17 protein-coding genes and 2 pseudogenes are annotated in these 25,270 nt (G+C 63.9%); 7 read left to right on the top strand and 12 right to left on the bottom strand.

The genetic code is table 11. The features are described 5' to 3' along the window. Positions 1-483, bottom strand: a pseudogene (locus G3N99_RS12285) (exodeoxyribonuclease V subunit gamma); the annotation flags it as partial. Between G3N99_RS12285 and G3N99_RS12280 the strand changes: the two are divergent. The 3 genes and pseudogenes from G3N99_RS12280 to G3N99_RS12270 form a co-directional block, all read left to right on the top strand. Next, positions 467-772: pseudogene (locus G3N99_RS12280) on the top strand (hypothetical protein); the annotation flags it as partial. The pseudogenes G3N99_RS12285 and G3N99_RS12280 sit on opposite strands and share 17 nt — an antisense overlap. 144 nt (positions 773-916) lie before the next feature. Next, the gene (locus G3N99_RS12275; protein WP_174934421.1) at positions 917-2,602 is read left to right on the top strand and encodes a ShlB/FhaC/HecB family hemolysin secretion/activation protein; all 1,686 of its coding nucleotides are present in this window, start codon (positions 917-919) and stop codon (positions 2,600-2,602) included. A 166-nt stretch (positions 2,603-2,768) separates the two neighbouring features. Beyond that, on the top strand, positions 2,769-3,230 hold the full coding sequence (locus tag G3N99_RS12270) for a DUF2147 domain-containing protein (RefSeq protein WP_174934048.1): 462 nt from the start codon (positions 2,769-2,771) through the stop codon (positions 3,228-3,230). A 103-nt stretch (positions 3,231-3,333) separates the two neighbouring features. On the opposite strand, the gene G3N99_RS12265 is transcribed toward G3N99_RS12270, so the two are convergent. From G3N99_RS12265 to typA, 6 genes are all read right to left on the bottom strand, one after another. Beyond that, positions 3,334-3,744 (bottom strand): transposase, encoded by a 411-nt coding sequence (locus G3N99_RS12265; RefSeq protein ID WP_174934423.1) that lies wholly within the window; start codon positions 3,742-3,744, stop codon positions 3,334-3,336. A 144-nt stretch (positions 3,745-3,888) separates the two neighbouring features. Beyond that, positions 3,889-4,986, bottom strand: a complete 1,098-nt coding sequence (gene zapE / locus G3N99_RS12260) for a cell division protein ZapE (RefSeq protein ID WP_041492816.1) — start codon at positions 4,984-4,986, stop codon at positions 3,889-3,891. A gap of 98 nt (positions 4,987-5,084) precedes the next feature. Continuing rightward, the gene (gene lpdA / locus G3N99_RS12255) at positions 5,085-6,515 is read right to left on the bottom strand and encodes a dihydrolipoyl dehydrogenase (protein WP_011351808.1); all 1,431 of its coding nucleotides are present in this window, start codon (positions 6,513-6,515) and stop codon (positions 5,085-5,087) included. Positions 6,516-6,598: 83 nt separating this feature from the next. Then, positions 6,599-7,873, bottom strand: coding sequence for a 2-oxoglutarate dehydrogenase complex dihydrolipoyllysine-residue succinyltransferase (gene odhB / locus G3N99_RS12250; RefSeq protein WP_174934427.1), 1,275 nt, complete (start codon positions 7,871-7,873; stop codon positions 6,599-6,601). 135 nt (positions 7,874-8,008) lie between these two features. Then, positions 8,009-10,873, bottom strand: a complete 2,865-nt coding sequence (locus tag G3N99_RS12245) for a 2-oxoglutarate dehydrogenase E1 component (RefSeq protein ID WP_174934429.1) — start codon at positions 10,871-10,873, stop codon at positions 8,009-8,011. Positions 10,874-11,190: 317 nt separating this feature from the next. Continuing rightward, positions 11,191-13,017 (bottom strand): translational GTPase TypA, encoded by a 1,827-nt coding sequence (gene typA / locus G3N99_RS12240; RefSeq protein WP_039358989.1) that lies wholly within the window; start codon positions 13,015-13,017, stop codon positions 11,191-11,193. A 328-nt stretch (positions 13,018-13,345) separates the two neighbouring features. On the opposite strand from typA, the gene G3N99_RS12235 reads away from it, so the two are divergent. The 4 genes from G3N99_RS12235 (at position 13,346) to G3N99_RS12220 (ending at position 18,276) form a co-directional block, all read left to right on the top strand. Beyond that, positions 13,346-13,837, top strand: a complete 492-nt coding sequence (locus tag G3N99_RS12235; RefSeq protein ID WP_011351804.1) for a MarR family transcriptional regulator — start codon at positions 13,346-13,348, stop codon at positions 13,835-13,837. Positions 13,838-13,924: 87 nt separating this feature from the next. After that, entirely contained in the window at positions 13,925-15,421 is a 1,497-nt protein-coding gene (locus G3N99_RS12230; protein WP_174934431.1) for an efflux transporter outer membrane subunit, read from the top strand. A 52-nt stretch (positions 15,422-15,473) separates the two neighbouring features. Next, positions 15,474-16,688, top strand: a complete 1,215-nt coding sequence (locus G3N99_RS12225; RefSeq protein WP_174982035.1) for an HlyD family efflux transporter periplasmic adaptor subunit — start codon at positions 15,474-15,476, stop codon at positions 16,686-16,688. Positions 16,689-16,716: 28 nt separating this feature from the next. Further along, positions 16,717-18,276 carry a DHA2 family efflux MFS transporter permease subunit gene (locus G3N99_RS12220; RefSeq protein WP_011351801.1) on the top strand — a complete coding sequence of 520 codons (1,560 nt, stop codon included), beginning with the start codon at positions 16,717-16,719 and terminating at the stop codon, positions 18,274-18,276. A gap of 87 nt (positions 18,277-18,363) precedes the next feature. Here the strand turns inward: G3N99_RS12220 and truB are convergent, their stop codons facing one another. The 5 genes from truB to rimP all read right to left on the bottom strand — a co-directional run bounded on the left by truB (position 18,364) and on the right by rimP (position 24,766). Further along, positions 18,364-19,296 (bottom strand): tRNA pseudouridine(55) synthase TruB, encoded by a 933-nt coding sequence (gene truB / locus G3N99_RS12215; protein ID WP_206122501.1) that lies wholly within the window; start codon positions 19,294-19,296, stop codon positions 18,364-18,366. A gap of 13 nt (positions 19,297-19,309) precedes the next feature. Further along, entirely contained in the window at positions 19,310-19,708 is a 399-nt protein-coding gene (gene rbfA / locus G3N99_RS12210; RefSeq protein WP_039339297.1) for a 30S ribosome-binding factor RbfA, read from the bottom strand. Positions 19,709-19,822: 114 nt separating this feature from the next. Then, positions 19,823-22,741: a translation initiation factor IF-2 gene (gene infB, locus G3N99_RS12205; protein WP_174934437.1), complete on the bottom strand. Its 2,919-nt coding sequence runs from the start codon at positions 22,739-22,741 to the stop codon at positions 19,823-19,825. 91 nt (positions 22,742-22,832) lie between these two features. Continuing rightward, complete coding sequence (nusA, locus tag G3N99_RS12200; protein WP_006476166.1) at positions 22,833-24,308, bottom strand: transcription termination factor NusA; 1,476 nt, start codon at positions 24,306-24,308, stop codon at positions 22,833-22,835. After that, the gene (gene rimP, locus G3N99_RS12195; protein WP_011351796.1) at positions 24,308-24,766 is read right to left on the bottom strand and encodes a ribosome maturation factor RimP; all 459 of its coding nucleotides are present in this window, start codon (positions 24,764-24,766) and stop codon (positions 24,308-24,310) included. The genes nusA and rimP overlap by 1 nt, the downstream gene beginning before the upstream one ends. Positions 24,767-25,270: the final 504 nt, after the last annotated feature.

Genomic DNA, 25,270 nt, shown 5'->3' with positions numbered 1-25,270 from the left:
CACGCCGCCCTCGTCCGATTCGATCAGCAGCGGCAGCACGCGCTCGGCGAGCGCATCGCTGCCGGCGAAATCGAGCGCGAACGGCTCGGTGTCGAGCAGTTCGGCCTGCGCGTCGGCGAGCACGATGCCGAGCCGCCCGCGCAGCAGCGCACGCGCGGGATGCCGCCAGAAACGTTCGAATTCGCTGAATGCGACAGGCTCGACCGGTTCGGCCGGCAGCGGCTGCGCGAAGAACGGCAGCTCGCGCGGCCCGTCGCGCAACGCTTCGGCCGCCAGCAGCGTCGCAAGCGTCGCACGCTCGGCGTCGTAGGAAACGAGTTCGCTGCCGGGCTGGAAATACGCGGCCGCGAACGGTTGCAGCGGATGCTCGACGACGAATGCGCGCCGCGCGGCCTCGACCGCGTCCGGCGGCGCGTCGGGCCCGGCCGTGACGAGTGCGAGGTGGTCGAGCAGTTCGTCGACGAGTGCGGCGGGCGGCAGCGGCGGCCCGCTCGCCCCTGTCACGAATCTCGTGTCGACGGTCACGGGCACGCTCGGTGGCGCAACGGGTGGTGCAGGCAGTGCAAACCCTCTCGCGCCTGTCACCGGTTTGCTGAATACTGTCACCGGAGCAGTTGGCGGCGCAGCAGGATCGGGGGGAGCGAGCCCGCTCGCACCGGTCACGTCGCTGGTCGGCAGCGTCACGGGTTCGGCAACGTCGGGCGGCGGCTCGACGGGGCTGCTGGCACCGGTAACGGGATTGCTGGGTACGCTGGGTAGCGTTGGCAAGTAAGGAGGACGGTCGCACCTTCGCAGCCGGAGCGGATGGCGCGACCGTACAAACACAACCGGCATTGCGGCACGCGGCGCGCGGCACCTTGGTGTCGCGCGCCGGCATTACAAAGAAGACGAAAAGCAAGGCCAACGAGGAAGAACAATGAAATCCAGACTCGACAGATGGATGATGCTGCTCGCCATCGCGGCAGCAGGCACGGCACATGCACAAACGCGCGTCGGAGGTAACCCGCTCGACTCCCTGCCCCAGATCAACGCGCCGAAAACCGGCCCGAACGTGACCGTGCAGGTCGCACCGCAGGCGCCGCAGTTGCAGGAGCTGCTGTCGCGTCACCTGACACCGGCGACGTTCCAGGTCGAAGGTGTGAAGTCCGTACCGTTCGAGGAAATCTCGCGTCGCTTCACCCCGCTCGTCGGCAAGGACATCACGATCGGCGACCTGATCGAAACGGCCAACGGCGTGACGAAGCTGTACCAGGATCGCGGCTTCGCGCTGTCGTTCGCGTTCGTTCCTGCACAGACGTTCGAGAACGGCGTCGTGCGCATCACGGTTGTCGAAGGCTATGTGTCGGACGTCAAGGTAACCGGCAAGCCCGGTGCGATGGAATCGAAGATTCGTGCGATCGCCGCGCATATCACTGCCGATCGTCCACTGCGCCGCGCGACGTTCGAACGCTACGTGAACACGTTCGGCCTGTTGCCCGGCCTCACCGTAAAGGCGAACGTACCGCCGCCGCAAACCACCGACGGCGCCACGACGCTCGAACTCGCGGTCGATCGCAAGCCGTTCAACGTCAGCACCGGTATCGACTTCAACCACCCGGGCGTCCAGGGTCTCATCACCGCGACCGAAAACGGCCTCACGTCGTTCGGCGAGCAACTGAGCATTTCCGCACTGGCGCCGCCGGGGCGCGACAAGCAGACCTACGTCGCATTCAGCGGCGCGGTACCCGTGGGCAGCAGCGGCCTGATCACGCGCCTCGACGCGAGCACGTATCGCGGCAAGCCGACTGACAATCCGGGGCTGCCGTCGACCGTCCAGCGAACCGTAAAAAGCGAGAAGCTCGGTCTTTCGGCATCCTACCCAATACTTCTGAACAACCAGCGCAGCCTGCTCGGCACGGTGTCGGGCTATGCAGCGCATAACGACGACAACTATCAGAACAAAATCAACGGCAATACCCTCGACAACAGGTCGCAGGTACGCGTGCTGCAATTGCAGCTCGACTACACGAGCGTACAACCGAAGCAGGTGCGAAAGCTGAGCGTCAACGTCGCAAAGGCGTTCGACATCCTCGGCGCATCGAAATCGCAGACCGGCCTGGTTAACGGCTCGACGATTACGTACGCCGACCCGACATCACTGACCTTCGTCCGCACCGGCGCGACCTTCACGCAAACCAACGAATGGCCGTTCCGGATCGGCACGTCGATCTCGCTGACCGGGCAATACAGCCCCGACTCGCTGCCGACCTCCGAGCAGATCTCGTTCGGCTCGACACGCTACGCGCTCGGCTATCAGCCAGGCGAAGCGTCGGGTGACTCGGGATGGGGGATGTCGCTGGAGGTCAACCGCGGCTTCACGCCGGGCTGGACGTATATGAAATCCGTTACGCCATACATCGCCTACGACATGGCGCGTGTGTACCTGCACTCGGGCACACCGTCGCCGAACCGCATGTCGTCGGTCGGCATCGGCGTGCGTTTCACGGACAGCCGCTTCTATAGCCTCGACCTGAACGTCGCGAAGCCGGTGGGTGACGCGCCGGTCGAAAGCGCATCACGCAGCCCGCGCATCAACGCCGCATTCTCGTATCAGCTCAACTGATCGGCCACCAAACAGCCCGCGCCACGCGGGCTGTTTCGATTAGAGTCCCCTCTATCAAACGTGGCGCGTCGTTTCACGTATTCTGGCGAAGCTCGCAACATGCCCGCCCCATGCAGACGGTCGTGCGGGCAAATCGAACACGACATGCAAAACAAGGAGGACGACAATGATTCAACTGACCCGCCCGTTTCGTGCAATCGCCATCGCCGGCGTACTGCTCGCTTGCGCTGCCCCCACGTTCGCACAAGCAGACAGCCCCATCGGCATGTGGCAGACGATCGACGACAACACGCATCAGCCGAAGGCACTCGTGCAGATCGCCGAGGACGGTGATGGTGCGCTGACCGGCAAGGTCGTCAAGGGCCTCGGCGCGAACGATACGCCTGATCGCCGTTGCACCGCCTGCACGGACGAGCGCAAGGATCAGCTCATCAAGGGAATGACGATCATCAAGGCCATGAAGAAGGAAGGCGACCACTGGGACGGCGGCAACATTCTCGACCCGGAGAACGGCAAGGTCTACAAGTGCAAGATGACGCTTGAAGACGGTGGCCAGAAACTCGTCGTGCGCGGCTACATCGGCGTGTCGCTGCTCGGTCGTTCGCAGACCTGGGTTCGCCAGCAATAATGTGGTTCGCGCTTAAACGCGCGACTCAATGAAAAAATCGGCCTGCGACGAAGTCGTCAGGCCGATTTTCTTTTGGTGTGTGCGTAGCGGGAACTGAAGAACATCACGCTGCATGCTTCAGCGTGTCCGACGCATAGCTACCAGGTGCGCGATATGCGGGCGCCACATTGCTGCGTGCTTCCGCCGCCTTCGATTGCGTGTGCTTGCGCATCCGCGTGGACAACTCGTTGCATAGATTCGCGCCTGCATCGCCATAGAGTTCACGCATGACACTCATCAACGCGCCCGTCTCGTGCCAGACCTTGAAGCGACGATGGCAAGTTTGGTAGGACGGGTAACGACGCGGCATGGCCGACCACGTTGCGCCGCTGTAGATCACCCAGAGCACGCCGTTCAGGACGGCACGCGTATTGGCCAACGGACGGCCGCGCAACTCGGTGCGCGGCTGCATTTCGGGCAGAAGCGACGCAACGCAGCGCCACTCTTGATCGGTCAGATCGCGATACGGTGTCATGGACATCTCCAGCCTTAGTAACCATGACACAACGATATCGGCTCACCTCAACAATGAATATAAGACAAATCCGAAAATACCCTGAGATTGCCTTAATTTGACTGGAATTGACGTTTGAATCCCGTCAATTGCCGGAAATCGCACTCAGGTCAGTGACGTATCGACGATGCGGCGCGGCGTTTCGATGTATTCCTTCGACTGCATCTCGACGATTCGCGAGACCGTCCGCGCAAACTCGTTGGCCATCGGCCCTTCAACGTACAACTGCTCCGCCGGCACCGCCGCGGACATCAGCAGCTTGACCTTATGGTCGTACAGCACGTCGATGAGCCACGTGAAGCGGCGCGCCTCGGACGCCATCCGCGGCGACATCTGCGGCACCTCGGACAGCACGATCGCGTGGAAGCGGCTTGCGAGCTCGAGATAGTCGTTCTGCGAGCGCGGGCCGCCGCACAGCGTCGCGAAGTCGAACCATACGACGCCGTCCGCCTTGCGCAGCGCCTTCAGCTCGCGCTTCTCGATATGCAGCAGCGGGCTTTCGTCGGGAACGGCGGCAAGCTTCTGGAACGCATGCCGCAATTCGCGATCGGCATCCGCGCCGAGCGGCGTGTGATACATCTTCACCTGCGCGAGCGTGCGCTGGCGATAATCGACGCCCGCGTCGACGTTGAGCACGTCGAGCCTGGACTTGATCAGCGCGATCGCCGGCAGCATACGGTCGCGATGCAGACCGTCCGGATACAGGTCGTCGGGATCGTAGTTGGACGTCATCACGAACTGCACGCCGTTGTTGAACAGGCGGTCGAGCAGACGGTACAGGATCATCGCATCGGCAATGTCCGACACGTGAAACTCGTCGAAGCAGATCAGCCGGTAGCGCTTCGCGATGCGCCGCGCGAGTTCGTCGAGCGGATCGGCCTGCCCTTTCAGTTCCTCGAGCTCGCGGTGCACTTCGCGCATGAATTCGTGGAAATGCAGGCGCGTCTTGCGCTGCACGGGCACGACCGCGTAGAAGCTGTCCATCAGGAAGCTCTTGCCGCGCCCGACGCCGCCCCACATGTAGACGCCGCGCGGGAGGTCGGGATGATTGATGAGCTTCTTGAACGCGTTCGAGCGACGCGCCTTGTACTCGACCCACTCGTCGAAGCATTGCTGCAGGCGATCGACGGCCGCGCGCTGCGCGGGATCGGACTGATAGCCGCGCGTGGTCAGTTCGCGCGTGTAGTATTCGGTGACGTTCATCGGGCAAACCGGAAAAAACGAAGGCGGACGGGAAACCCCGCCCGCCCTCGTCATGAGACGGCTGCGCCGGCCGATGGCCGGCCGGCGCTATTCCGCGCTCAGCTGTTCAGCGAACGCTTGTCGACGGCGAGCGCCGCTTCGCGCATCACTTCCGACATCGACGGGTGCGGATGGCAGATGCGGGCGATGTCTTCCGACGCCGCCTTGAATTCCATCGCCACCACGGCTTCCGCGATCAGGTCCGACGCGTTCGCCGCGATCACGTGCACGCCGAGCAGTTCGTCGGTCTTCGCGTCCGCGATCATCTTCACGAAGCCGTCCGGCGCATTCATGCCGAGCGCGCGGCCGTTGATCGAGAACGGGAACTTGCCCGACTTGATCTCGCGGCCTTCCGCCTTCAGCTGCTGCTCCGTCTTGCCGACCCATGCGATTTCCGGGTACGTGTAGATCACCCACGGAATGCAGTTGTAGTCGATGTGCGGCTTCTGGCCGTCGATCACTTCCGCGACCAGCACGCCTTCGTCTTCCGCCTTGTGCGCGAGCATCGGGCCACGCACCACGTCGCCGATCGCGTACACGTTCGGCACCGCCGTGCGGCAGTGGTCGTCCACGTCGATGAAGCCGCGTTCGTTCGCCTTCAGGCCGATTGCCTCGAGGCCGAGGTTGTCGGTATTCGGCACGCGGCCGACCGACACGATCAGGCGGTCGGCGTCGAGCGTCTGCGCGTTGCCGTCCTTGTCCGTGTAGGCGATCGACACGCCGTTCGCGGTCGCCTTCACTTCACCGATCTGCACGCCGAGATTGATGTCGAGGCCCTGCTTCTTGAACAGCTTGGCCGCTTCCTTCGCGAGCGCTTCGTCAGCTGCGCCGAGGAATGCCGGCAGCGCTTCGAGTACCGTCACTTCGGCACCCAGGCGACGCCACACCGAACCGAGCTCCAGGCCGATCACGCCTGCGCCAATCACGGCGAGCTTCTTCGGCACCGCGTCGAACGTCAGCGCACCTTCGTTGTCCGACACGATCTTGTTGTCGACCGGGATGCCCGGCAGGTGACGCGCCTTCGAGCCCGTCGCAATGATCACGTTCTTCGCGGTGACGACTTCGGTTTCACCTTCGCCGCTCACTTCGATCTGCACGCCGGCGTCGGTCTTGCCGGTGAACTTGCCATGGCCCTTCAGCCAGGTGATCTTGTTCTTCTTGAACAGGAACTCGATCCCGCTCGTCATCTTCTCGACGATCGCGTCCTTGCGGCCGAGCATCTTCGCGACGTCGATCTTCACGCCGTCAACCGTGATGCCGTGGTCGGCCAGGTGGTGCGACGTGTTCTCGAACTCTTCCGACGACGCGAGCAGCGCCTTCGACGGAATGCAGCCGACGTTCAGGCACGTACCGCCGAGCTTCAGCGCGCCGGCCGGATTCTTCCACTTCTCGATACAGGCAACGGTCTTGCCGAGCTGCGCGGCACGGATCGCGGCGATGTAGCCGCCGGGGCCGGCGCCGATCACGACGACGTCAAATTCCTTGGACATGACAATCCTTTCTTCTTGTGCAACCGCACGGGCCGCGCGTGTCGCGCGCCCGTGCGGTGCGGGTCAATGCGGTGAAACTCGGCTTACAGGTCGAGCAGCAGGCGTGCCGGATCTTCCAGCGCATCCTTCATCGCGACGAGCGACAGCACGGCTTCGCGGCCGTCGATGATGCGGTGGTCGTACGACAGCGCGAGGTAGTTGATCGGACGGATCACGATCTGGCCGTTTTCGACGACCGGACGCTCCTTCGTCGCGTGCACACCGAGGATTGCCGACTGCGGCGGGTTGATGATCGGGGTCGACAGCATCGAGCCGAACACGCCGCCGTTCGAGATCGAGAACGTACCGCCCGTCATTTCCTCGATCGACAGCTTGCCGTCCTTCGCCTTCTGGCCGAACTCGGCGATCTTCTTTTCGATCTCGGCGAGGCTCAGTTGATCCGCGTTGCGCAGGATCGGCACGACGAGGCCGCGCGGCGAGCCGACAGCGATACCGATGTCGAAGTAGCCGTGGTAGACGATGTCGTTACCGTCGATCGACGCGTTCACGAGCGGGAACTTCTTCAGCGCGTGGACCGCCGCCTTCACGAAGAACGACATGAAGCCAAGCTTCACGCCATGTTCCTTCTCGAACTTGTCCTTGTACTTGTTACGCAGCTCCATGACCGGGGCCATGTTCACTTCGTTGAACGTCGTCAGGATCGCGTTGGTCTGCTGCGACTCGAGCAGACGCTCGGCGATACGCGCACGCAGGCGCGACATCGGCACGCGTTGTTCCGGACGGTCGTTCAGCCAGGTCGCGGCCGATGCCGGCACCTTCACTTCCGGCAGCGACGGCTTCGCAGCGGCCGTCTTGGCCGGTGCGGCAGCCGGCGCAGCCTTCGGTGCGCTGCCTGCTGCCAGCGCGTCGCCCTTCGTGACGCGGCCGTCGCGGCCCGAACCTGCGACGTCGCCCGCCGACAGGCCCTTCTCGGCCAGCAGCTTCGATGCGGCCGGCGATGCGGTCGTCGACGATGCAGCGGCGGCGACCGGCTGTGCTGCCGGTGCGGCTGCGGCAGGCGCTGCTGCCGGCTTGACTTCGGCGGCGCCCGCGGCGGCTTCGGCTGCGCCTGCCTTCGCTTCGGTGTCGATCGTCGCGATGATCTGATCGGCAACGACGGTGTCACCGTCGTTCTGCAGCACTTGCGCGAGCACGCCCGCAGCCGGTGCCGGCACTTCGAGCACGACCTTGTCGGTCTCGAGTTCGATCAGGATTTCGTCTTGAGCAACTGCTTCGCCCGGCTTCTTCTTCCACTGCAGCATGGTGGCTTCCGAAACCGACTCCGAAAGCTGGGGGACTTTGACTTCTACGATAGCCATGTGATTTTCCTGGATGCTTAATCTGGGTAATGACGAGGTTCGTGCGATTCCTTCGGCCGGTGCGGCGCGCGACGCGCCCGGCAGGCCAAAAGAGACGGGAAAGCGCATGGCGCCTTCCCGTTTCGCTTCCGTCGGTTATTTCGCGATCGATGCGCTCTTCAGGCGGCCGAAAGCACCTTCGATGAGGGCCTTCTGCTGCTCGTAGTGCTTCGCGTAGTAGCCAACCGCCGGCGAGGCCGAAGCCGGACGGCCGCTGTATGCCAGCTTCTGCCCTTCCTTCATGCCTTCCTTCAGATGGTGCTCGACGTAGAACCAGGGGCCCTGGTTCTGCGGCTCGTCCTGCACCCAGACCACTTCAGTCGCGTTCTCGTACTTCTTCATTTCGGCTTCGAACTGCTTGTGCGCGAACGGATACAGCTGCTCGATACGGATGATCGCGACGTCGTTCGCCTTCGCTTCGCGGCGATGCGCGACGAGGTCGTAATACACGCGGCCCGAGCATGCCAGCACGCGCTTGACCTTCTTCGCGTCGATGCCGCCGTCGGTTTCGCCCAGCACCGGCTGGAACGAACCCTTCGCGAGTTCCGACAGGTCCGACACCGCTTCCTTGTGACGCAGCAGCGACTTCGGCGTCGCGACGATCAGCGGCTTGCGGAACAGACGGATCATCTGGCGACGCAGCAGGTGGAAAATCTGTGCCGGCGTCGTCGGTTGAACGACCTGCATGTTGTGATCCGCGCACAGTTGCAGGAAACGCTCGATACGCGTCGACGAGTGTTCCGGACCCTGGCCTTCGTAGCCGTGCGGCAGCAGCATCGTCAGGCCCGACACGCGGCCCCACTTCACTTCGCCCGACGAGATGAACTGGTCGATCACGACCTGCGCGCCGTTGACGAAGTCGCCGAACTGCGCTTCCCACAGCACAAGCGTGTTCGGCTCGGCGGTCGAGTAACCGTATTCGAAGCCCAGCACCGCTTCTTCCGACAGCACCGAGTCGATCACCGTGAACTTCGCCTGGCCTTCAGCGATGTTCTGCAGCGGCACGTACGTACCGTCGTTCCAGCGCTCGCGGTTCTGGTCGTGCAGCACCGCGTGACGGTGCGTGAACGTGCCGCGGCCCGAGTCCTGGCCGGTCAGGCGCACCGAGTAGCCCGATGCGACGAGCGACGCGAACGCGAGGTGTTCGCCCATGCCCCAGTCGAGCGGCTGGTCGCCACGCGCCATGTTGCGGCGGTCGTTGATCACGCGCTCGACGAGCGGGTGGACCTTGAAGTTTTCCGGGACCGTCGTGATGCGTTCGCCGAGGCGCTTCAGTTCTGCGAGCGGCACGGCCGTGTCGGCTGCATCCGTCCACTTGCGGTTCAGGAACGGAACCCAGTCGACCGCGTACTTGCTCTTGTAGTTCGACAGGACCGGGTCGACCGTGTGGTGACCGTCGTCCATCGCCTTGCGGTACGCCTTCACGAAGTTGTCGGCGTCTTCCGCGCTGATCACGCCCTGCTGCACGAGCTTCTCGGCGTACAGCGCACGGGTGCCCGGGTGCTGCGCGATCTTCTTGTACATCAGCGGCTGCGTGACCGCCGGCGTGTCCTGCTCGTTGTGGCCCAGCTTGCGGAAGCAGACGATGTCGATCACGACATCCTTGTGGAACTGCATCCGGTAGTCGATCGCGATCTGGATCGCGAGCACGACGGCTTCCGGATCGTCGCCGTTCACGTGCAGCACCGGCGCTTCGATCATCTTGACGACGTCGGTACAGTACAGCGTCGAGCGCGCATCGCGCGGGTCGGACGTCGTGAAGCCGATCTGGTTGTTGATGACGATGTGCAGCGTGCCGTGCGTGCCGTAGCCGCGCGTCTGCGCGAGGTTCAGCGTTTCCATCACGACGCCCTGGCCAGCGAAGGCCGCGTCACCGTGGATCTGCACCGGCAGCACTTGCAGGCCGTCTTCGTCGCCGCGACGGTCCATCCGCGCCTTCGCGGAACCTTCGACCACCGGGTTCACGATTTCGAGGTGCGACGGGTTGAACGCGAGCGACAGGTGGACCGGGCCGCCTTCCGTCGACACGTCCGACGAGAAGCCCTTGTGGTACTTCACGTCACCGGCCGGCAGGTCGTCGACGTGCTTGCCTTCGAATTCGGCGAACAGGTCGGCCGGCATCTTGCCCAGCGTGTTGACCAGCACGTTCAGACGGCCGCGGTGGGCCATGCCGATGATGATTTCCTGCACGCCGCGCTTGCCCGAGTGCTGGACGACTTCGTCCATCGCCGCGATGAAGCTTTCGCCGCCTTCGAGCGAGAAGCGCTTCTGGCCGACGTACTTGGTATGCAGGTAGCGCTCGAGGCCTTCAGCGGCCGTCAGGCGATTCAGGATGTGCTTCTTCTCGTCTGCCGAGAAGTTCGGCGTCGCGCGGGTCGACTCCAGGCGCTCCTGCCACCAGCGCTTCTGTTCCGGGTCGCTGATGTACATGTATTCAGCGCCAATCGTGCCGCAGTACGTGTCGCGCAGACCCTTGACGATGTCACGCAGCGAAGCCTGGTCGAAACCGAAGTACAGGTTGCTTGCGCTGTACGTCTGGTCGAGGTCGCCTTCGGAGAAATCGTAGAACGCGGGCTCGAGTTCGGGAATGGCGGGACGTTCGCGACGCTTCAGCGGATCCAGATTGGCCCACTGCGAGCCAAGGAAGCGATAGGCGCTGATGAGGGACTGGACGTGCACCTGCTTGCGTGCCGCAGCCAGATTGGTGGTGCTTTCGCGCGGGATGAAGGCATTGGCCTTCGCGCGCTCGGCGAACGATTCGACGATCGGAAAATGGGCGACGTCATTGGCATTCGAACCGTCCGTTGCAGGCACATTCTGCAGCGCGTCGAAATACTCTCGCCAGTTCTCCGGCACCGATGCCGGATTGTTGAGGTATGCATCGTACAGTTCTTCAACGTACGAAGCATTGCCGCCGAACAGATAGGAGTTCAGCTGAAACTGCTTCATTACATCTGACATTTTACGCTCACCTTTCTTCGAGTTTCTCGAGAAATAGCGGGTTACTCAACCTTCCGCGACACGGCCTGACCGTTTAGCGGATTGCGAATCAAGTCTTGCTTGGAAGGACCTAAACTTGCGTGCGCGCAGCATATCACAGAACCGATACCGAAGTTCACGGCGAAATGTGCCTGAAAGCACCGCGCGACGGGGTTTTGCCGGATTGCCACGACCCGCAGGAACAGTGTTTTGCAGACAATCGGATTGCACACTGCGCAGATGCAAAAAAGGCTGCCCGCAGGCAGCCTTTTCCGTGATGCAGCGAACGGCCGAAACGCTTAGTCGACCGCGCCTTCGCGGCTCGCGCGGCGACGCTCGTGCTCCTTCAGGAAGCGCTTGCGCAGGCGGATCGATTGCGGCGTCACTTCGACGAGCTCGTCGTCGTCGATGAATTCGACCGCGTACTCGAGCGACATCTGGACCGGCGGCACGAGGCGCACGGCTTCGTCGGTACCCGACGCACGCACGTTGGTCAGCTGCTTGCCCTTGATCGGGTTCACGACGAGGTCGTTGTCACGGCTGTGGATACCGATGATCATACCCTCATAGAGCGCGTCACCCGGCTTCACGAACATGCGGCCGCGATCCTGCAGCTTCCACAGTGCGTAGGCCACAGCAGCGCCGTCGTCCTGCGAGATCAGCACACCGTTGCGGCGCTCGAAGACCGAACCGTCCTTGACCGGTGCGTACGAGTCGAAGATGTGGCTCATCAGGCCCGTGCCGCGCGTGAGCGTCAGGAATTCGCTCTGGAAGCCGATCAGGCCACGTGCCGAGATCTTGTACTCGAGACGCGTACGGCCACGGCCGTCCGACGCCATGTCGAGCATCTCGCCCTTGCGGCGACCGAGCTCTTCCATCACGCCACCCTGATGCTCGTCCTCGACGTCGACGGTCAGCAGCTCGTACGGCTCGTGCCGCACGCCGTCGATTTCCTGCATCACGACGCGCGGACGCGACACGGCCAGCTCGTAGCCTTCACGACGCATGTTCTCGACGAGAATCGTCAGGTGCAGTTCGCCACGGCCCGACACTTCGAACACCGTTTCGTCGCCGGTGTCCTTCACGCGCAGCGCGACGTTGTGGTTCAGTTCCTTCATCAGGCGGTCGCGGATCTGGCGGCTCGTGACGAACTTGCCTTCGCGGCCGGCGAGCGGCGACGAGTTGACGAGGAAGTTCATCGTCAGCGTCGGCTCGTCGACGGTGATCATCGGCAGCGCTTCCGGCGTATCCACCGCGCAGATCGTTGCGCCGATGCCGACGTCTTCAATACCGTTGATCAGCACGATGTCGCCCGCTTCGGCCGACTCGACCTGCACGCGCTCGAGGCCCGTGAACGACAGCACCTGGTTGATCTTGCGGTTCAGCACGTCGCCTTCCGGGCCGAAGCGCATCGCGACCGGCTGGCCCGGTTTGATGCGACCGCGCGTGATGCGGCCGACGCCGATCCGGCCGACGTACGTCGAATAGTCGAGCGACGTGATCTGCAGCTGCAGCGGCGCATCCGGATCCGCCGGACGGACCGGCACGTGTTCGAGGACTGCCTCGAACAGCGGGCGCATGTCGCCTTCGCGCGCAGCCGGGTCGAGCGACGCATAGCCGTTCAGGCCCGATGCGTAGACGATCGGGAAGTCGAGCTGCTCTTCGGTTGCGCCGAGCTTGTCGAACAGGTCGAAGGTCTGGTTGATGACCCAGTCGATCCGCGCACCCGGACGGTCGATCTTGTTAACGATGACGATCGGCTTCAGGCCGAGCGCGAGCGCCTTCTTCGTGACGAAGCGCGTCTGCGGCATCGGGCCCTCGACCGCGTCGACGAGCAGCAGCACCGAGTCGACCATCGACAGCACGCGCTCCACCTCGCCACCGAAGTCCGCGTGCCCCGGCGTGTCGACGATGTTGATGTGCGTGCCTTCGTACTCGACCGCGCAGTTCTTCGCGAGAATGGTGATCCCGCGCTCTTTTTCGATGTCGTTCGAGTCCATCACCCGTTCCGCAATCTGCTGGTTCTCGCGGAAGGTGCCGGACTGGCGAAGCAGTTGGTCGACGAGCGTAGTCTTGCCGTGGTCGACGTGGGCGATGATGGCGATATTGCGAAGGGCGCGGGTCATAGAAACCTGGAAATCGTTTGAACGCGCAAAAGCGCCCGCTCGTTTTTCACGGGCGCGCGCATTGCAGCTTGGAAAGCCACAAATTATAGCACGTGCGGATGTCGAGAGCTGACGGGCACGTTGGAACCCAACACAATCCGGCCGGCACGCCCTCCCCTCGAACCCGCCAGTCGGCCGAAGCCCGCGTCATCGGCAAGCCCAAAAACCTTATTCTCATAAGGGATTTGTGGGACACAAAGCGCGCCCTTTGCCGTTCGATTAACATTTGCCGCGGCAAGCAACTGTGCCTATACTGCTGCCTAGTCAACTATTGCAGCTTCAGGGTTTTATGTCGGATTCTTCTACCCAACCACCCGTTTCGCCGCTGTCCTCGTATCAGATGAACGACAGCGTCGGTTATCTGATGTCGCGCGTGAAGTCGGTGATGACCAACCTCGTCACGCAACGCACGCAGGAAGAGCTCGGTATCACGGGCACGCAGGCGAGCATGCTGTTCATGATCGCGGTCGGCAAGTGCTCGACGGCCGCCGAGCTCGCGCGCGAGTACGGGATCGACGCGAGCGCGGTCACGCGCCTGCTCGACCGGGTCGAGAAACGCGGCCTGCTGTCCCGCGTACGCAGCATCGAGGATCGGCGCGTCGTGCGCCTCGAGCTGACCGACGAGGGCCGTGCGCTCGCCGAACGGCTGCCGCCGATTTTCCGCAGCGTGCTCGACCAGGTGCTGGACGGGTTTACGCCGGAAGAAGTCGGGTTCCTGAAGAGCATGCTGCGCCGCATTCTCAGCAACTATTGCGAGACCGCCGGCGGCAGCATCACGTAATAGTTGCCATAACAATTACTTTTGACAGATTAATGTAAGGAAATCCTTGCAGTGTCCATCATTCATTCCGAGTCAGGGATCAGCGCGATGAAATCCTCCCCGTTGTCCGTGCGCGCCGGGTCGTGCCGCGCCGCCGTCGCTGCCGCGGTCGCCGCACTGGCGCTGGCGGGCTGCGCGAACTACATCGGCATCAAGAGCGACAAGCAGATCGCTCCCGCGTCGCAATTCGAATCCGCCCAGAGCCTGCCGGCCCAGGGCGGCCAGTGGCCGGCGCTCGACTGGGCCAGCCAGTTCGGCGATCCGCAGCTGCCGAAGCTGATCGACGAAGCCCTGCAGGGCAATCCGTCGATCGCGCAGGCGCAGGCGCGCATCGCAAAGGCGTCGTCATACATCGAATCATCGCGTTCGAGCCTGATGCCGAAGGCGGAAGCCAGCTATTCGTGGACGCGCGAGCTGTATTCGGCGAACGCGCTGTTCCCGCCCCCGTACGGCGGCCAGTGGTACAGCGAGAACAACGCGCTCGCGAGTGCGTCGTGGGAACTCGACCTGTGGGGCAAGAACCGCGAACGCCTGCACACCGCCGTGTCGCAGGAAAAGGCCGCCGAAGCCGACATGCAGCAGGCACGCATCACGCTCGCGTCGTCGGTCGCACGCACCTACAACTCGCTCGCGCAACTCTATGCGCTGCGCGATATCGCGCAGCGTGAAATCACCAATCGCGAGACGGTCGGCAAGATCACCGACGGCCGCGTGTCGGCCGGCCTCGACACCAACGTCGAACGCCAGACGGCGCGGGGCAATATCGCGACGACCCAGGCTTCGCTGTCCGATCTCGATGGCCAGATCACGACGGTGCGCTACCAGCTCGCCGCGCTGCTCGGCAAAGGCCCGGATCGCGGCCTGCAGATCGCGGCGCCCGTGCTGAACCCGAGCGGCGAAGTCGCGCTGCCCGGCAACCTGCCGGCCGATCTCGTCGCACGCCGCCCCGACATCGTCGCCGCGCGCTGGCAGGTCGAAGCCGCGATGCACGACGTGAAGGAAGCGAAGGCCGAGTTCTATCCCGACGTGAACCTCGCGGCCGGCTTCGGCTTCGATGCGTTCGGCTGGGGCAAATTCCTGAACTTCGCGAGCCGTCAGGCGCAGTTCGGCCCGGCGATCCACCTGCCGATTTTCGACGCCGGCGCGCTGCGCGCGCAGCTCAAGGGCCGCTACGCGGACTTCGACCTGTCGGTGGCGAACTACAACCAGACGCTGATCAGTGCGCTGAACGACGTCGCGACGCAGGTCGCATCGATCCGTGCGGTCGATCGCCAGATGGGCGATGCGCAACGCGCACTCGACGCATCGACGCGCGCCTATGACCTCGCGGTCATTCGCTACAAGGCCGGCCTGTCGCCGCAGCTGCAGGTGCTGACAGCGGACAGCAACCGCCTCGCATCGGAACAGACGGTGACCAACCTGAAGATGCGCCGCCGCGACATGCAGCTCGCGCTGATCAAGGCGCTGGGTGGCGGGTTCGACGCGACCGGCACGCCGCTCGCCGCGCCCGATGCCGACAAGCCGACAAAACAGGCCGCCAACTGATCCGGCGCCACCACTACGCAGACACTCGAAATAACGGACGGAGAAAATCGCCATGAGCGACCAACAAAACGCCGCCAGCGCGCAGCCGCAGAACAACGGCAAGCGCAAACGGATGATGACGCTGCTCGTCGCGGTCATCGTGATCGCGGCCATCGCGTATGGCCTGTACTACTTCCTCGTCGCCCGCTTCCATGAAGGGACCGACGACGCGTACGTGAACGGTAACGTCGTGCAGATCACGCCGCAAGTCACCGGCACCGTGATCGCGGTGAAGGCCGACGACACGCAAACGGTCAAGGCCGGCGACCCGCTCGTCGTGCTCGACCCGGCCGACTCGCAGGTCGCGCTGCAGCAGGCCGAAGCCAATCTCGCGCAAACGGTGCGCCAGGTGCGCGGCCTGTTCGTCAACGACGACCAGTACCGCGCGCAAGTCGCGCTGCGCCAGTCCGATCTGTCGAAGGCCGAGGACGACCTCCGCCGCCGCGTGGCCGTCGCTCAGACGGGTGCCGTGTCGCAGGAAGAAATCTCGCACGCTCGCGACGCCGTTCGCGCCGCCCAGGCATCGCTCGACGCGTCGCAGCAGCAGCTCGCATCGAACCGCGCGCTGACCGCGAACACGACGATCGCCTCGCATCCGAACGTGATGGCTGCGGCCGCGAAGGTTCGCGACGCGTACCTGGCGAACGCCCGTAACGTGTTGCCCGCGCCGGTCACCGGCTATGTCGCGAAGCGCTCGGTGCAGGTCGGCCAGCGCGTGTCGCCGGGCACGCCGCTGATGTCGGTGGTGCCGCTGAACGCAGTGTGGGTCGATGCGAACTTCAAGGAAGTCCAGCTCAAGCACATGCGCATCGGCCAGCCGGTCGAACTGACGGCCGACATCTATGGCTCGTCGGCGGTCTACCACGGCAAGGTGGTCGGCTTCTCGGCCGGCACGGGTTCGGCGTTCTCGCTGCTGCCCGCGCAGAACGCGACGGGTAACTGGATCAAGGTCGTGCAGCGCCTGCCGGTGCGGATCGAACTCGATCCGAAGGATCTCGACAAGCACCCGCTGCGCATCGGCCTGTCGATGCAGGTCGACGTGGACATCAAGGACGAACGCGGCGATCAGCTCGTGAACGCGCCGAACACCGTCTACGAGACCAATGTGTTCGCGAAGTACGGCGACGAAGCCGACGCCGAAATCGCCCGCGTCATTGCCGAGAACGCAGGCGGCAACGCAGCGGCGCCGGCTGCGTCGAAGTCGAATGCCGTCGCGAAGATGATGTAACCGTTCCGACTCCGGAAAAACAACCGACATGGCACAGGCTCCTGTCTCTCACCCGCCCTTGCAGGGCGGGCAACTCGTGATCGGGACGATCGCGGTATCGCTCGCGGTGTTCATGAACGTGCTCGACACGTCCATCGCGAACGTCGCGATCCCGACCATCTCGGGCGACCTCGGCGTGTCGTCCGACCAGGGCACGTGGGTCATCACGTCGTTCGCGGTCGCGAACGCAATCTCGGTGCCGCTGACCGGCTGGCTGACCGACCGCTTCGGGCAGGTGCGCCTGTTCCTCGCGTCGATCATCCTGTTCGTGATTTCGTCGTGGATGTGCGGGCTCTCGCCCAACCTGCCGTTCCTGCTTGGGTCACGCGTGCTGCAAGGCGCGGTGGCGGGCCCGATGATTCCGCTGTCGCAAGCGCTCCTGCTATCGAGCTATCCGCGCGCCAAGGCACCCATGGCGCTCGCGCTATGGGCGATGACGACGCTGATCGCGCCCGTTGCCGGCCCGATTCTCGGCGGCTGGATCTCGGACAACTACTCGTGGCCGTGGATCTTCTACGTCAACATCCCGGTCGGCATCGCCGCCGCCGCCGCGACGTGGGCGATCTACCGCAACCGGGAGTCGGCCGTGCGCCGTGCGCCGATCGACGGCGTAGGCCTCGCGCTGCTGGTCATCTGGGTCGGTTCGCTGCAGATCATGCTCGACAAGGGCAAGGATCTCGACTGGTTCGCATCGACGACCATCATCGTGCTCGCGCTGACCGCCGTCATTGCGTTCGCGTTCTTCGTCATTTGGGAATTGACCGCCGAGCATCCGGTTGTCGACCTGTCGCTGTTCCGTATGCGGAACTTCACCGGCGGCACGGTTGCGCTGTCGATCGGGTACGGCCTGTACTTCGGCAACCTCGTGCTGTTGCCGCTGTGGCTGCAGACGCAGATCGGCTACACCGCGACCGACGCCGGTCTCGTGATGGCGCCGGTCGGGCTGTTCGCCATCCTGCTGTCGCCGCTCACCGGGAAGTATCTGCCGCGCACCGATCCGCGCTTTATCTCGACGGCGTCGTTCCTGACGTTTGCGCTGTGCTTCTGGATGCGGTCGCGCTACACGACGGGCGTCGACGAATGGTCGCTGACGCTGCCGACGCTCGTGCAGGGCATCGCGATGGCCGGCTTCTTCATCCCGCTGGTGTCGATCACGCTGTCCGGCCTGCCCGGCCACCGCATCCCCGCGGCATCGGGCCTGTCGAACTTCGTGCGGATCATGTGCGGCGGTATCGGCACGTCGATCTTCCAGACGGCCTGGGACCATCGCAACAACTTCCATCACGCGCAACTGGTCGAGCAGACGAACGTCTACAACCCGACGTTCAACCAGGCCGTCACGCAGATGGGCAACCTCGGGCTGACGCAGGACCAGGCGCACGGGCTGATCAACAACATGGCCACGCAGCAGGCCGCGCAGCTCGGCGTGAACGACCTGTTCTACATCTCGGCGGCGATCTTCGTGCTGCTGATCGGGCTGATCTGGATCACGAAGCCCGAGCGCTCGGGTGGTGGCGATGCAGGTGCCGCGGCATCGGCTGCACACTGAACACGCAGCCTGAACGCAAACAAAAAAGCCCGGTCGACATCGACCGGGCTTTTTCCATTCCGACGGGAGCGCGTTCGCGCGGCTGCGTCAGGCCGCCGTGACGACGAGCCGTTCCGGCGCCAGTACGCCGTTCGCCTTGCGAGCCACGCCGAGCAGCCGAGTCGCGTCATAGACACGCACACGCTCGCCTTCGGCCGCATCGATCGGGTCGAGCGCCGACAGTGGCAGACGCTGGCCGTGCAGGAATCGCTTCGCGCTGGTTTCATCGAGACGAACCAGCGGAAACGTCGACAGCAGCGCGTCGACCGGCTGGAGCCACGCATCGCGCAACGCTTCATCGGCATCGGACAGCGCGTCGAGCGTCACCGCATGCTCGAGCGTCAGCGCACCGACGCCCGTGCGGCGCAACATCGTCAGATGCGCACCGCAACCAAGTGCCTCGCCGATATCCTCCGCCAGCGTGCGCACGTACGTGCCCTTGCTGCAGGTCACGCGAAACGTCACGTCAGGCAAGTCGCACGAGAGCAGCTCGAGTGCGAGGATCGTCACATTGCGGCCCTCGCGCTCGACGGTTTGCCCCGCGCGCGCATATTCGTACAGCGGCTTGCCATCGCGCTTGAGCGCCGAATACATCGGCGGCACCTGCACGATCTCGCCGGTGAAGCGCACGAGCGCGGCTTCCACCGCCGCGCGGTCGCATTCGACGGGCCGCGTGTCGATCACCTCGCCTTCCGCGTCGCCGGTGGCCGTACGCTGGCCGAGACGCATCGTCGCTTCGTAGGTCTTGTCCGCTTCGAGCAGATCCTGCGAGAACTTCGTCGCCTCGCCGAAGCACAGCGGCAGCAGGCCCGAAGCCAGCGGATCGAGCGTACCGGTGTGACCGGCTTTCTTCGCGAGCAGCAGGCGCTTCGCGCGAATCAGCGCGTCGTTGCTCGACAGGCCGACCGGCTTGTCGAGCAGGAGGACGCCGTCCAGCACGCGCCGGGGCACGCGCGGACGTTGGGATGCTGCAGTCGTCATAGGCCGGTCGAGCTCAGTCGTCCTTGGCGGCCGCGTCGGCCTCGTCGTCGTCCTTCGCGCGCGTCGAGTTCGCTTCCTTGATCAGGCGCGACATTTCCACGGCCTTCTCGATCGTCTGGTCGTAGTGGAAATGCAGCGTCGGCACCGTATGGATGTGCAGGCGCTTGAACAACAGGTTGTGCAGGTGACCCGACGCGTGATTCAGCGCTTCCTGCGTCTTGTCCGGATCGCCGGTCAACGCGGTGAAGTAGACCTTCGCGTGTGCGTAATCCGGCGTGAGTTCCACGCTCTGGATGGTCACGATGCCGATGCGCGGGTCCTTGACCTCGCGCATGATGAGTTCGGACAGATCGCGCTGAATCTGGTCAGCAATCTGTACGTTGCGATTGGGGGAAGTACGTTTCCTGGACATGATCGATCCGTGATCCGTTTATCAGGATAAAGCGGCGGCCAGTGTTGGCACGCCACCATGAAAATGGGCGGGACAGGCCCAAGCCTGCCCCGCCCATGAGCCGATGCGCGAGGGTTACAGCGTACGCGCGACTTCGGTCACTTCGAAGACTTCGAACTGGTCGCCTTCGACGATGTCGTTGAAGTTCTTCACCGACATACCGCACTCGAAGCCTTGCTTCACTTCCTTCACGTCGTCCTTGAAGCGCTTCAGCGATTCGAGTTCGCCCGTGAAGATCACGACGTTGTTGCGCAGCACGCGCACCGACGACGAGCGCTTGACGATACCGTCCGTCACCATACAGCCGGCGACTGCACCGATCTTCGGTACCTTGAAGACCTGGCGCACCTCGACCATGCCGGTGATGACTTCGCGCTTCTCCGGCGCCAGCATGCCCGACATTGCCGCCTTCACCTCATCCACTGCGTCATAGATGATGTTGTAGTAACGGATGTCGATGCCGTTCGACTCGGCCAGCTTGCGCGCCTGTGCATCTGCACGCGTGTTGAAGCCGATGATGACCGCCTTCGATGCCGTTGCGAGGTTGACGTCGTTTTCGCTGATGCCACCCACCGCGCTGTGCACGATCTGCACGCGCACTTCGTCGGTCGACAGCTTGAGCAGCGACTGCACGAGTGCTTCCTGCGAGCCCTGCACGTCGGCCTTGATGATGAGCGGCAGGTTCTGCACTTCGCCTTCGCCCATCTGCTCGAGCATGCTCTCCAGCTTCGCGGCCTGCTGCTTCGCAAGCTTCACGTCACGGAACTTGCCTTGACGGAACAGTGCGATTTCACGCGCCTTGCGCTCGTCCGGCAGCACGATCACTTCTTCGCCCGCACCCGGCACTTCCGACAGACCCTGGATTTCGACCGGGATCGACGGACCGGCTTCCTTCGTCGGCTTGCCGTTCTCGTCGAGCATCGCGCGCACGCGGCCGTAGGCCGTACCCGCCAGCACGACGTCGCCTCGATTCAGCGTACCGGACTGCACCAGGATCGTCGCGACCGGGCCCTTGCCCTTGTCGAGCTTCGCTTCGATCACGATGCCCTTGGCCGGCGCCTCGACCGGTGCCTTCAGTTCCAGCACTTCGGCTTGCAGCAGCACGTTCTCGAGCAGATCGTCGATACCTGCGCCCGTCTTAGCCGAAACCGGCACGAACGGCGAATCGCCGCCGTACTCTTCCGGTACGACGCCTTCCGCAACCAGTTCCTGCTTGACGCGATCGAGATTCGCGTCCGGCTTGTCGATCTTGTTGATCGCGACGACGATCGGCACACCGCCTGCCTTCGCGTGGGCGATGGCTTCCTTCGTCTGCGGCATCACACCGTCGTCGGCTGCCACCACCAGCACCACGATGTCGGTCGCCTTCGCGCCGCGTGCACGCATTGCCGTGAACGCTTCGTGACCCGGTGTATCGAGGAACGTGATGACGCCACGCGGCGTGTCGACGTGATAAGCGCCGATGTGCTGCGTAATGCCGCCCGCTTCGCCAGCAGCAACCTTCGCGCGGCGGATGTGGTCGAGCAGCGAGGTCTTGCCGTGGTCGACGTGACCCATGACCGTGACGACCGGCGGACGCGGCAGTTGCTCCGCATCGGTACCCGTTTCGCCTTCGACGAGCAGCGCTTCCGGATCGTCCAGCTTCGCGGCAACCGCGCGGTGGCCCAGTTCCTCGACGATGATCATCGCCGTTTCCTGGTCCAGCACCTGGTTGATCGTGACCATCTGGCCCATCTTCATCATCACCTTGATGACTTCGGAGGCCTTGACCGACATCTTGTGCGCGAGGTCGGCAACCGACACGGTTTCCGGCACGTGCACTTCACGGACGATCGGTTCGGTCGGCGCCTGGAACGTCGAGCTGTCCTGGTGACGGCCGCGACCCTTCGGGCCGCCGCGCCAGCCGCGGTCGACGCCGCCGCTCGAATCGCCGCGCGTCTTGATGCCGCGACGCTTCGATGCGTCGTCCTGCCAGCCGCCCTTGCCTGCGCCCGGCTTCTTGTTGCGGTCGCCCGCGCCTGCCGGCGCAGTCGTAGCCGGCGCTGCAGCACCGGCCGGCTTCTTCACGGCCGGACGCGCCTGCGCACCTTCCGGCTTTGCCGGCTTGTGCAGCGTGCCCTTCGCTTCGGCCGGCTTCGGCGGCTCGACCGGCTTCGGCGGCTCGACTGCCTTGACCACGGCCTTGCGCGGCGTGTTCATCATTTCGCGAATCGCACGCGCTTCGGCTTCTGCCGCCGCACGACGCTTGCTGATCTCTTCCTGCTCGGCGCGCGCCTTGTCCGCCGCCTCGCGGGCAGCGTCTTCAGCCTTCTTCGCCGCTTCGCGCTGCGCCGCACGTTCGGCGGCTGCGCGTGCTTCGTCCTGCGCGGACTGCGTGCTCGCCGCTTCCTGCTGCTCGGCTGCAGCAGCCTGCTGTGCGGCTGCCTGCTGCTGCGCCGCTGCAGCTTCGGCCGCGGCACGCTTCGTCGCTGCCTCTTCCTCGGCGCGACGGCGCTCGGCTTCGGCCGCTTCCTCGCGGGCACGGCGCTCGGCTTCCTCGCGCTCGAGGCGTTCCTGACGCTCGCGAAGCTCCTGCGCCTGCTTCTCGAGCAGTTCGGCCTCGCGGCGCGCTTCTTCTTCGCGACGCTTCAGTTCTGCATCGTCGTCCGCTTCGGCGACCTGCGCCTGACCCTGTTCCGCACCCTCGCTCACGTCGTCGCGCTTGACGAACGTACGCTTCTTGCGGACCTCGACCTGAATGGTGCGAGCCTTGCCCGTCGCGTCAGATTGCTTGATCTCCGACGTATGCTTGCGGGTCAGCGTGATCTTGCGCTTGTCGCCGTCGGTTGCGCCGTGCGACTTGCGCAAATGATCGAGCAGACGCGCCTTGTCCGTTTCGGACAGCGCATCGTCTTCACTCGCTTTCTGGACGCCCGCTGCCTGCAGCTGTTCGAGCAGCACACCAGCAGGCATTTTCAGTTCCGCGGCAAATTGGGCTACGTTGTTACTCGCCATTCATTCCTCTTAGTGCAAGGACCGATTCCTTGCGGTTAGCATCGGGTCAGGCCATACGGCCGCCATCAAATCAGTGCGCCATGGTCATTTCTCACTGGAACCAGTGTTCACGTGCTTTCATGATCAACGCCTTAGCGGCATCCTCTTCCATCCCGGTCATGTCGACCAGTTCATCTACAGCCAGCTCGGCGAGATCGTCGCGCGTCTGCACGCCGTGTTCGGCCAGCTTCGCGAGCAGCTCCGGCGTGATGCCGTCGAGGCTCTTGAGATCCAGCGCTGCGTTCTCGACCTTTTCTTCGTTCGCGATGGCCATCGTCAACAGCGCGTCGCGTGCGCGGTTGCGCAGTTCGTGCACGGTGTCCTCGTCGAACGCCTCGATTTCGAGCATTTCGTTGAGCGGCACGTACGCGATTTCTTCCAGGCTCGTGAAGCCTTCGTCGATCAGGATGTCGGCAACTTCTTCGTCGACGTCGAGACGCGCCATGAACAGCGCACGCAACCGGTCGCGCTCTTCACCCTGCTTCAGGGCGGATTCGTCCGGCGTCATGATGTTGATCTGCCAGCCGGTCAGCTCGCCTGCAAGGCGAACGTTCTGACCGCTGCGGCCGATCGCGACAGCCAGCTCGTTCTCGTCGACGACGACGTCCATCGAGTGCTTTTCTTCATCGACGACAATCGACTGGACAGCTGCCGGCGCGAGCGCGCCGATCACGAACTGGGCGGGATCCTCCGACCATAGCACGATGTCGATGTTTTCGCCACCGAGCTCGTTGCGCACGGCCTGCACGCGGGAACCGCGGATGCCGACGCAGGTGCCGATCGGATCGATCCGCTTGTCGTAGGCGATGACGCCGATCTTCGCGCGCACGCCCGGGTCGCGGGCAGCTGCCTTGATCTCGAGCAGGCCCTGCTCGATTTCCGGCACTTCCATTTCGAACAACTTCATCAGGAACTCGGGCGCCGTACGCGACAGCTCGATCTGCGGACCGCGCGCGGTGCGGTCGACCTTCGCGATGTAAGCGCGCACGCGGTCACCCACGCGCAGGTTTTCCTTCGGGATCAGCTGATCGCGGCGCAGCAGCGCCTCGACACGGCCGGATTCGACGATGAAGTTGCCCTTGTCAAGGCGCTTCACCGTACCCGTCATGATCTTTTCACCACGCTCGAGGTAGTCGTTCAGGATCTGCTCGCGCTCAGCGTCGCGCACCTTCTGCAGGATCACCTGCTTCGCGGCCTGCGCGCCGATGCGACCGAACTCGATCGACGGAACGGGTTCCTCGACATACTCGCCGACTTCGACGTCGGGCTTCTGCTCACGTGCTTCGAACAGCAGGATCTCGCGATCCGGCTCCTGCAAGCCTGCCTCGTCGGGCACGACGAGCCAGCGACGGAAGGTTTCGTGCTCGCCGCTTTCGCGATCGATATGGACGCGGATTTCGGCGCCTTCGTCGAACAGCTTCTTGGAAGCGGACGCGAGCGCAGCCTCGAGGGCGCCCAGCACCACATCCTTGTCGACGTTTTTCTCGCGCGCCAGCGCATCCACCAGCATCAACACTTCGCGACTCATTATTTGCGGCTCCTAAAGTCAACTTGCGGAATCAGGCGGGCTTTATCGATATCGGCCAGCGTGAAATCCAGCATGGCTGCCTCGCCCTTCTTCCCCTCAAATTCCAAACCGATCGTTTCGCCATTCGGCGCGTGCAGAATGCCCCGGTACGTCTTGCGCCCGTCCAGCGGCTTTTTCAAGGTCACGGAAACTTCGCTGCCGGCGAAGCGCTCGAAGTCGGCCAGCTTCTTCAACGGGCGGTCGAGCCCCGGGGACGAGACTTCGAGCCGTTCGTAATCGATGTTTTCGACCGTCAAGACGTGCTGGAGCTGACGCGTGACCTTTTCGCAATCTTCGAGCGAGATGCCGGCAGGCTGATCGATGTAGATGCAAAGCATGCCGCGCCCGGTGCGCTCGAGATCCACCAGCTCGTAGCCGAGCCCGGTGACCGTGGTTTCTATCAGTTCCGTCAGTTGCACTGTGTCCTCTCAGGTGTTCGCGCCCGCCGCTCGCGATTCACCCGCGGGCGCGCGCCTTAGCCGGCGCAGGAAGCGCTACCCGAGATGCCTAACCGTTTCAGCAAAAAAAAATGGGCGGAACGCCCATCTTCTTACTGGTGGTCGCACCTGAGCCGCACATTGAATCCGTACGCCCAGCGACTCCGCGATTATAGCGATTTTTGGCGCAAACGCCAAGCCAGCCGGTAAAAGCAGCGTGTCGACTGCCTTTACGGGCCCAAAAATGCGAAATCGGGCTGTTCGATCAACCGGCGCCATCGTGGCAGCCGGTGATCGCTCATGCCGGCGGCCATGCAGCGCCGCGTGACATATATACAGTCGAAAGCAATAAACGCAATGCCTCGCGCCGACAAGACCGGCCTGATGCCGATCCGGCCGGCCCGCCGCCGGCCTTGCGCCGCGCGCCTGGATGCTTAGCGGCTGCGCGTGCGGCTGCGCTGCGGACGCGGGCCGCCGCGATCGGAA

The sequence above is a fragment of the Burkholderia sp. Ac-20392 genome (assembly GCF_017104585.1).
GTDB classification, from domain to species: Bacteria; Pseudomonadota; Gammaproteobacteria; order Burkholderiales; family Burkholderiaceae; genus Burkholderia; species Burkholderia lata.
Note: the sequence above shows the minus strand (reverse complement) of the source record. Positions and strands in the feature narration are given on the sequence as shown.

What these genes read in the sequence shown, in the direction of transcription:
- G3N99_RS12270 (WP_174934048.1), top strand. Translation starts at nt 2,769, where the DNA reads ATGATTCAACTGACCCGCCCGTTTCGTGCAATCGCCATCGCCGGCGTA.
- G3N99_RS12235 (WP_011351804.1), top strand. Translation starts at nt 13,346, where the DNA reads ATGTCGGATTCTTCTACCCAACCACCCGTTTCGCCGCTGTCCTCGTAT.
- G3N99_RS12220 (WP_011351801.1), top strand. Translation starts at nt 16,717, where the DNA reads ATGGCACAGGCTCCTGTCTCTCACCCGCCCTTGCAGGGCGGGCAACTC.
- G3N99_RS12275 (WP_174934421.1), top strand. Translation starts at nt 917, where the DNA reads ATGAAATCCAGACTCGACAGATGGATGATGCTGCTCGCCATCGCGGCA.
- G3N99_RS12245 (WP_174934429.1), bottom strand. Translation starts at nt 10,873, where the DNA reads ATGTCAGATGTAATGAAGCAGTTTCAGCTGAACTCCTATCTGTTCGGC.
- G3N99_RS12225 (WP_174982035.1), top strand. Translation starts at nt 15,474, where the DNA reads ATGAGCGACCAACAAAACGCCGCCAGCGCGCAGCCGCAGAACAACGGC.
- rbfA (WP_039339297.1), bottom strand. Translation starts at nt 19,708, where the DNA reads ATGTCCAGGAAACGTACTTCCCCCAATCGCAACGTACAGATTGCTGAC.
- nusA (WP_006476166.1), bottom strand. Translation starts at nt 24,308, where the DNA reads ATGAGTCGCGAAGTGTTGATGCTGGTGGATGCGCTGGCGCGCGAGAAA.
- odhB (WP_174934427.1), bottom strand. Translation starts at nt 7,873, where the DNA reads ATGGCTATCGTAGAAGTCAAAGTCCCCCAGCTTTCGGAGTCGGTTTCG.
- G3N99_RS12230 (WP_174934431.1), top strand. Translation starts at nt 13,925, where the DNA reads ATGAAATCCTCCCCGTTGTCCGTGCGCGCCGGGTCGTGCCGCGCCGCC.
- lpdA (WP_011351808.1), bottom strand. Translation starts at nt 6,515, where the DNA reads ATGTCCAAGGAATTTGACGTCGTCGTGATCGGCGCCGGCCCCGGCGGC.
- zapE (WP_041492816.1), bottom strand. Translation starts at nt 4,986, where the DNA reads ATGAACGTCACCGAATACTACACGCGCGAACTGACCACGCGCGGCTAT.
- typA (WP_039358989.1), bottom strand. Translation starts at nt 13,017, where the DNA reads ATGACCCGCGCCCTTCGCAATATCGCCATCATCGCCCACGTCGACCAC.
- truB (WP_206122501.1), bottom strand. Translation starts at nt 19,296, where the DNA reads ATGACGACTGCAGCATCCCAACGTCCGCGCGTGCCCCGGCGCGTGCTG.
- infB (WP_174934437.1), bottom strand. Translation starts at nt 22,741, where the DNA reads ATGGCGAGTAACAACGTAGCCCAATTTGCCGCGGAACTGAAAATGCCT.
- G3N99_RS12265 (WP_174934423.1), bottom strand. Translation starts at nt 3,744, where the DNA reads ATGACACCGTATCGCGATCTGACCGATCAAGAGTGGCGCTGCGTTGCG.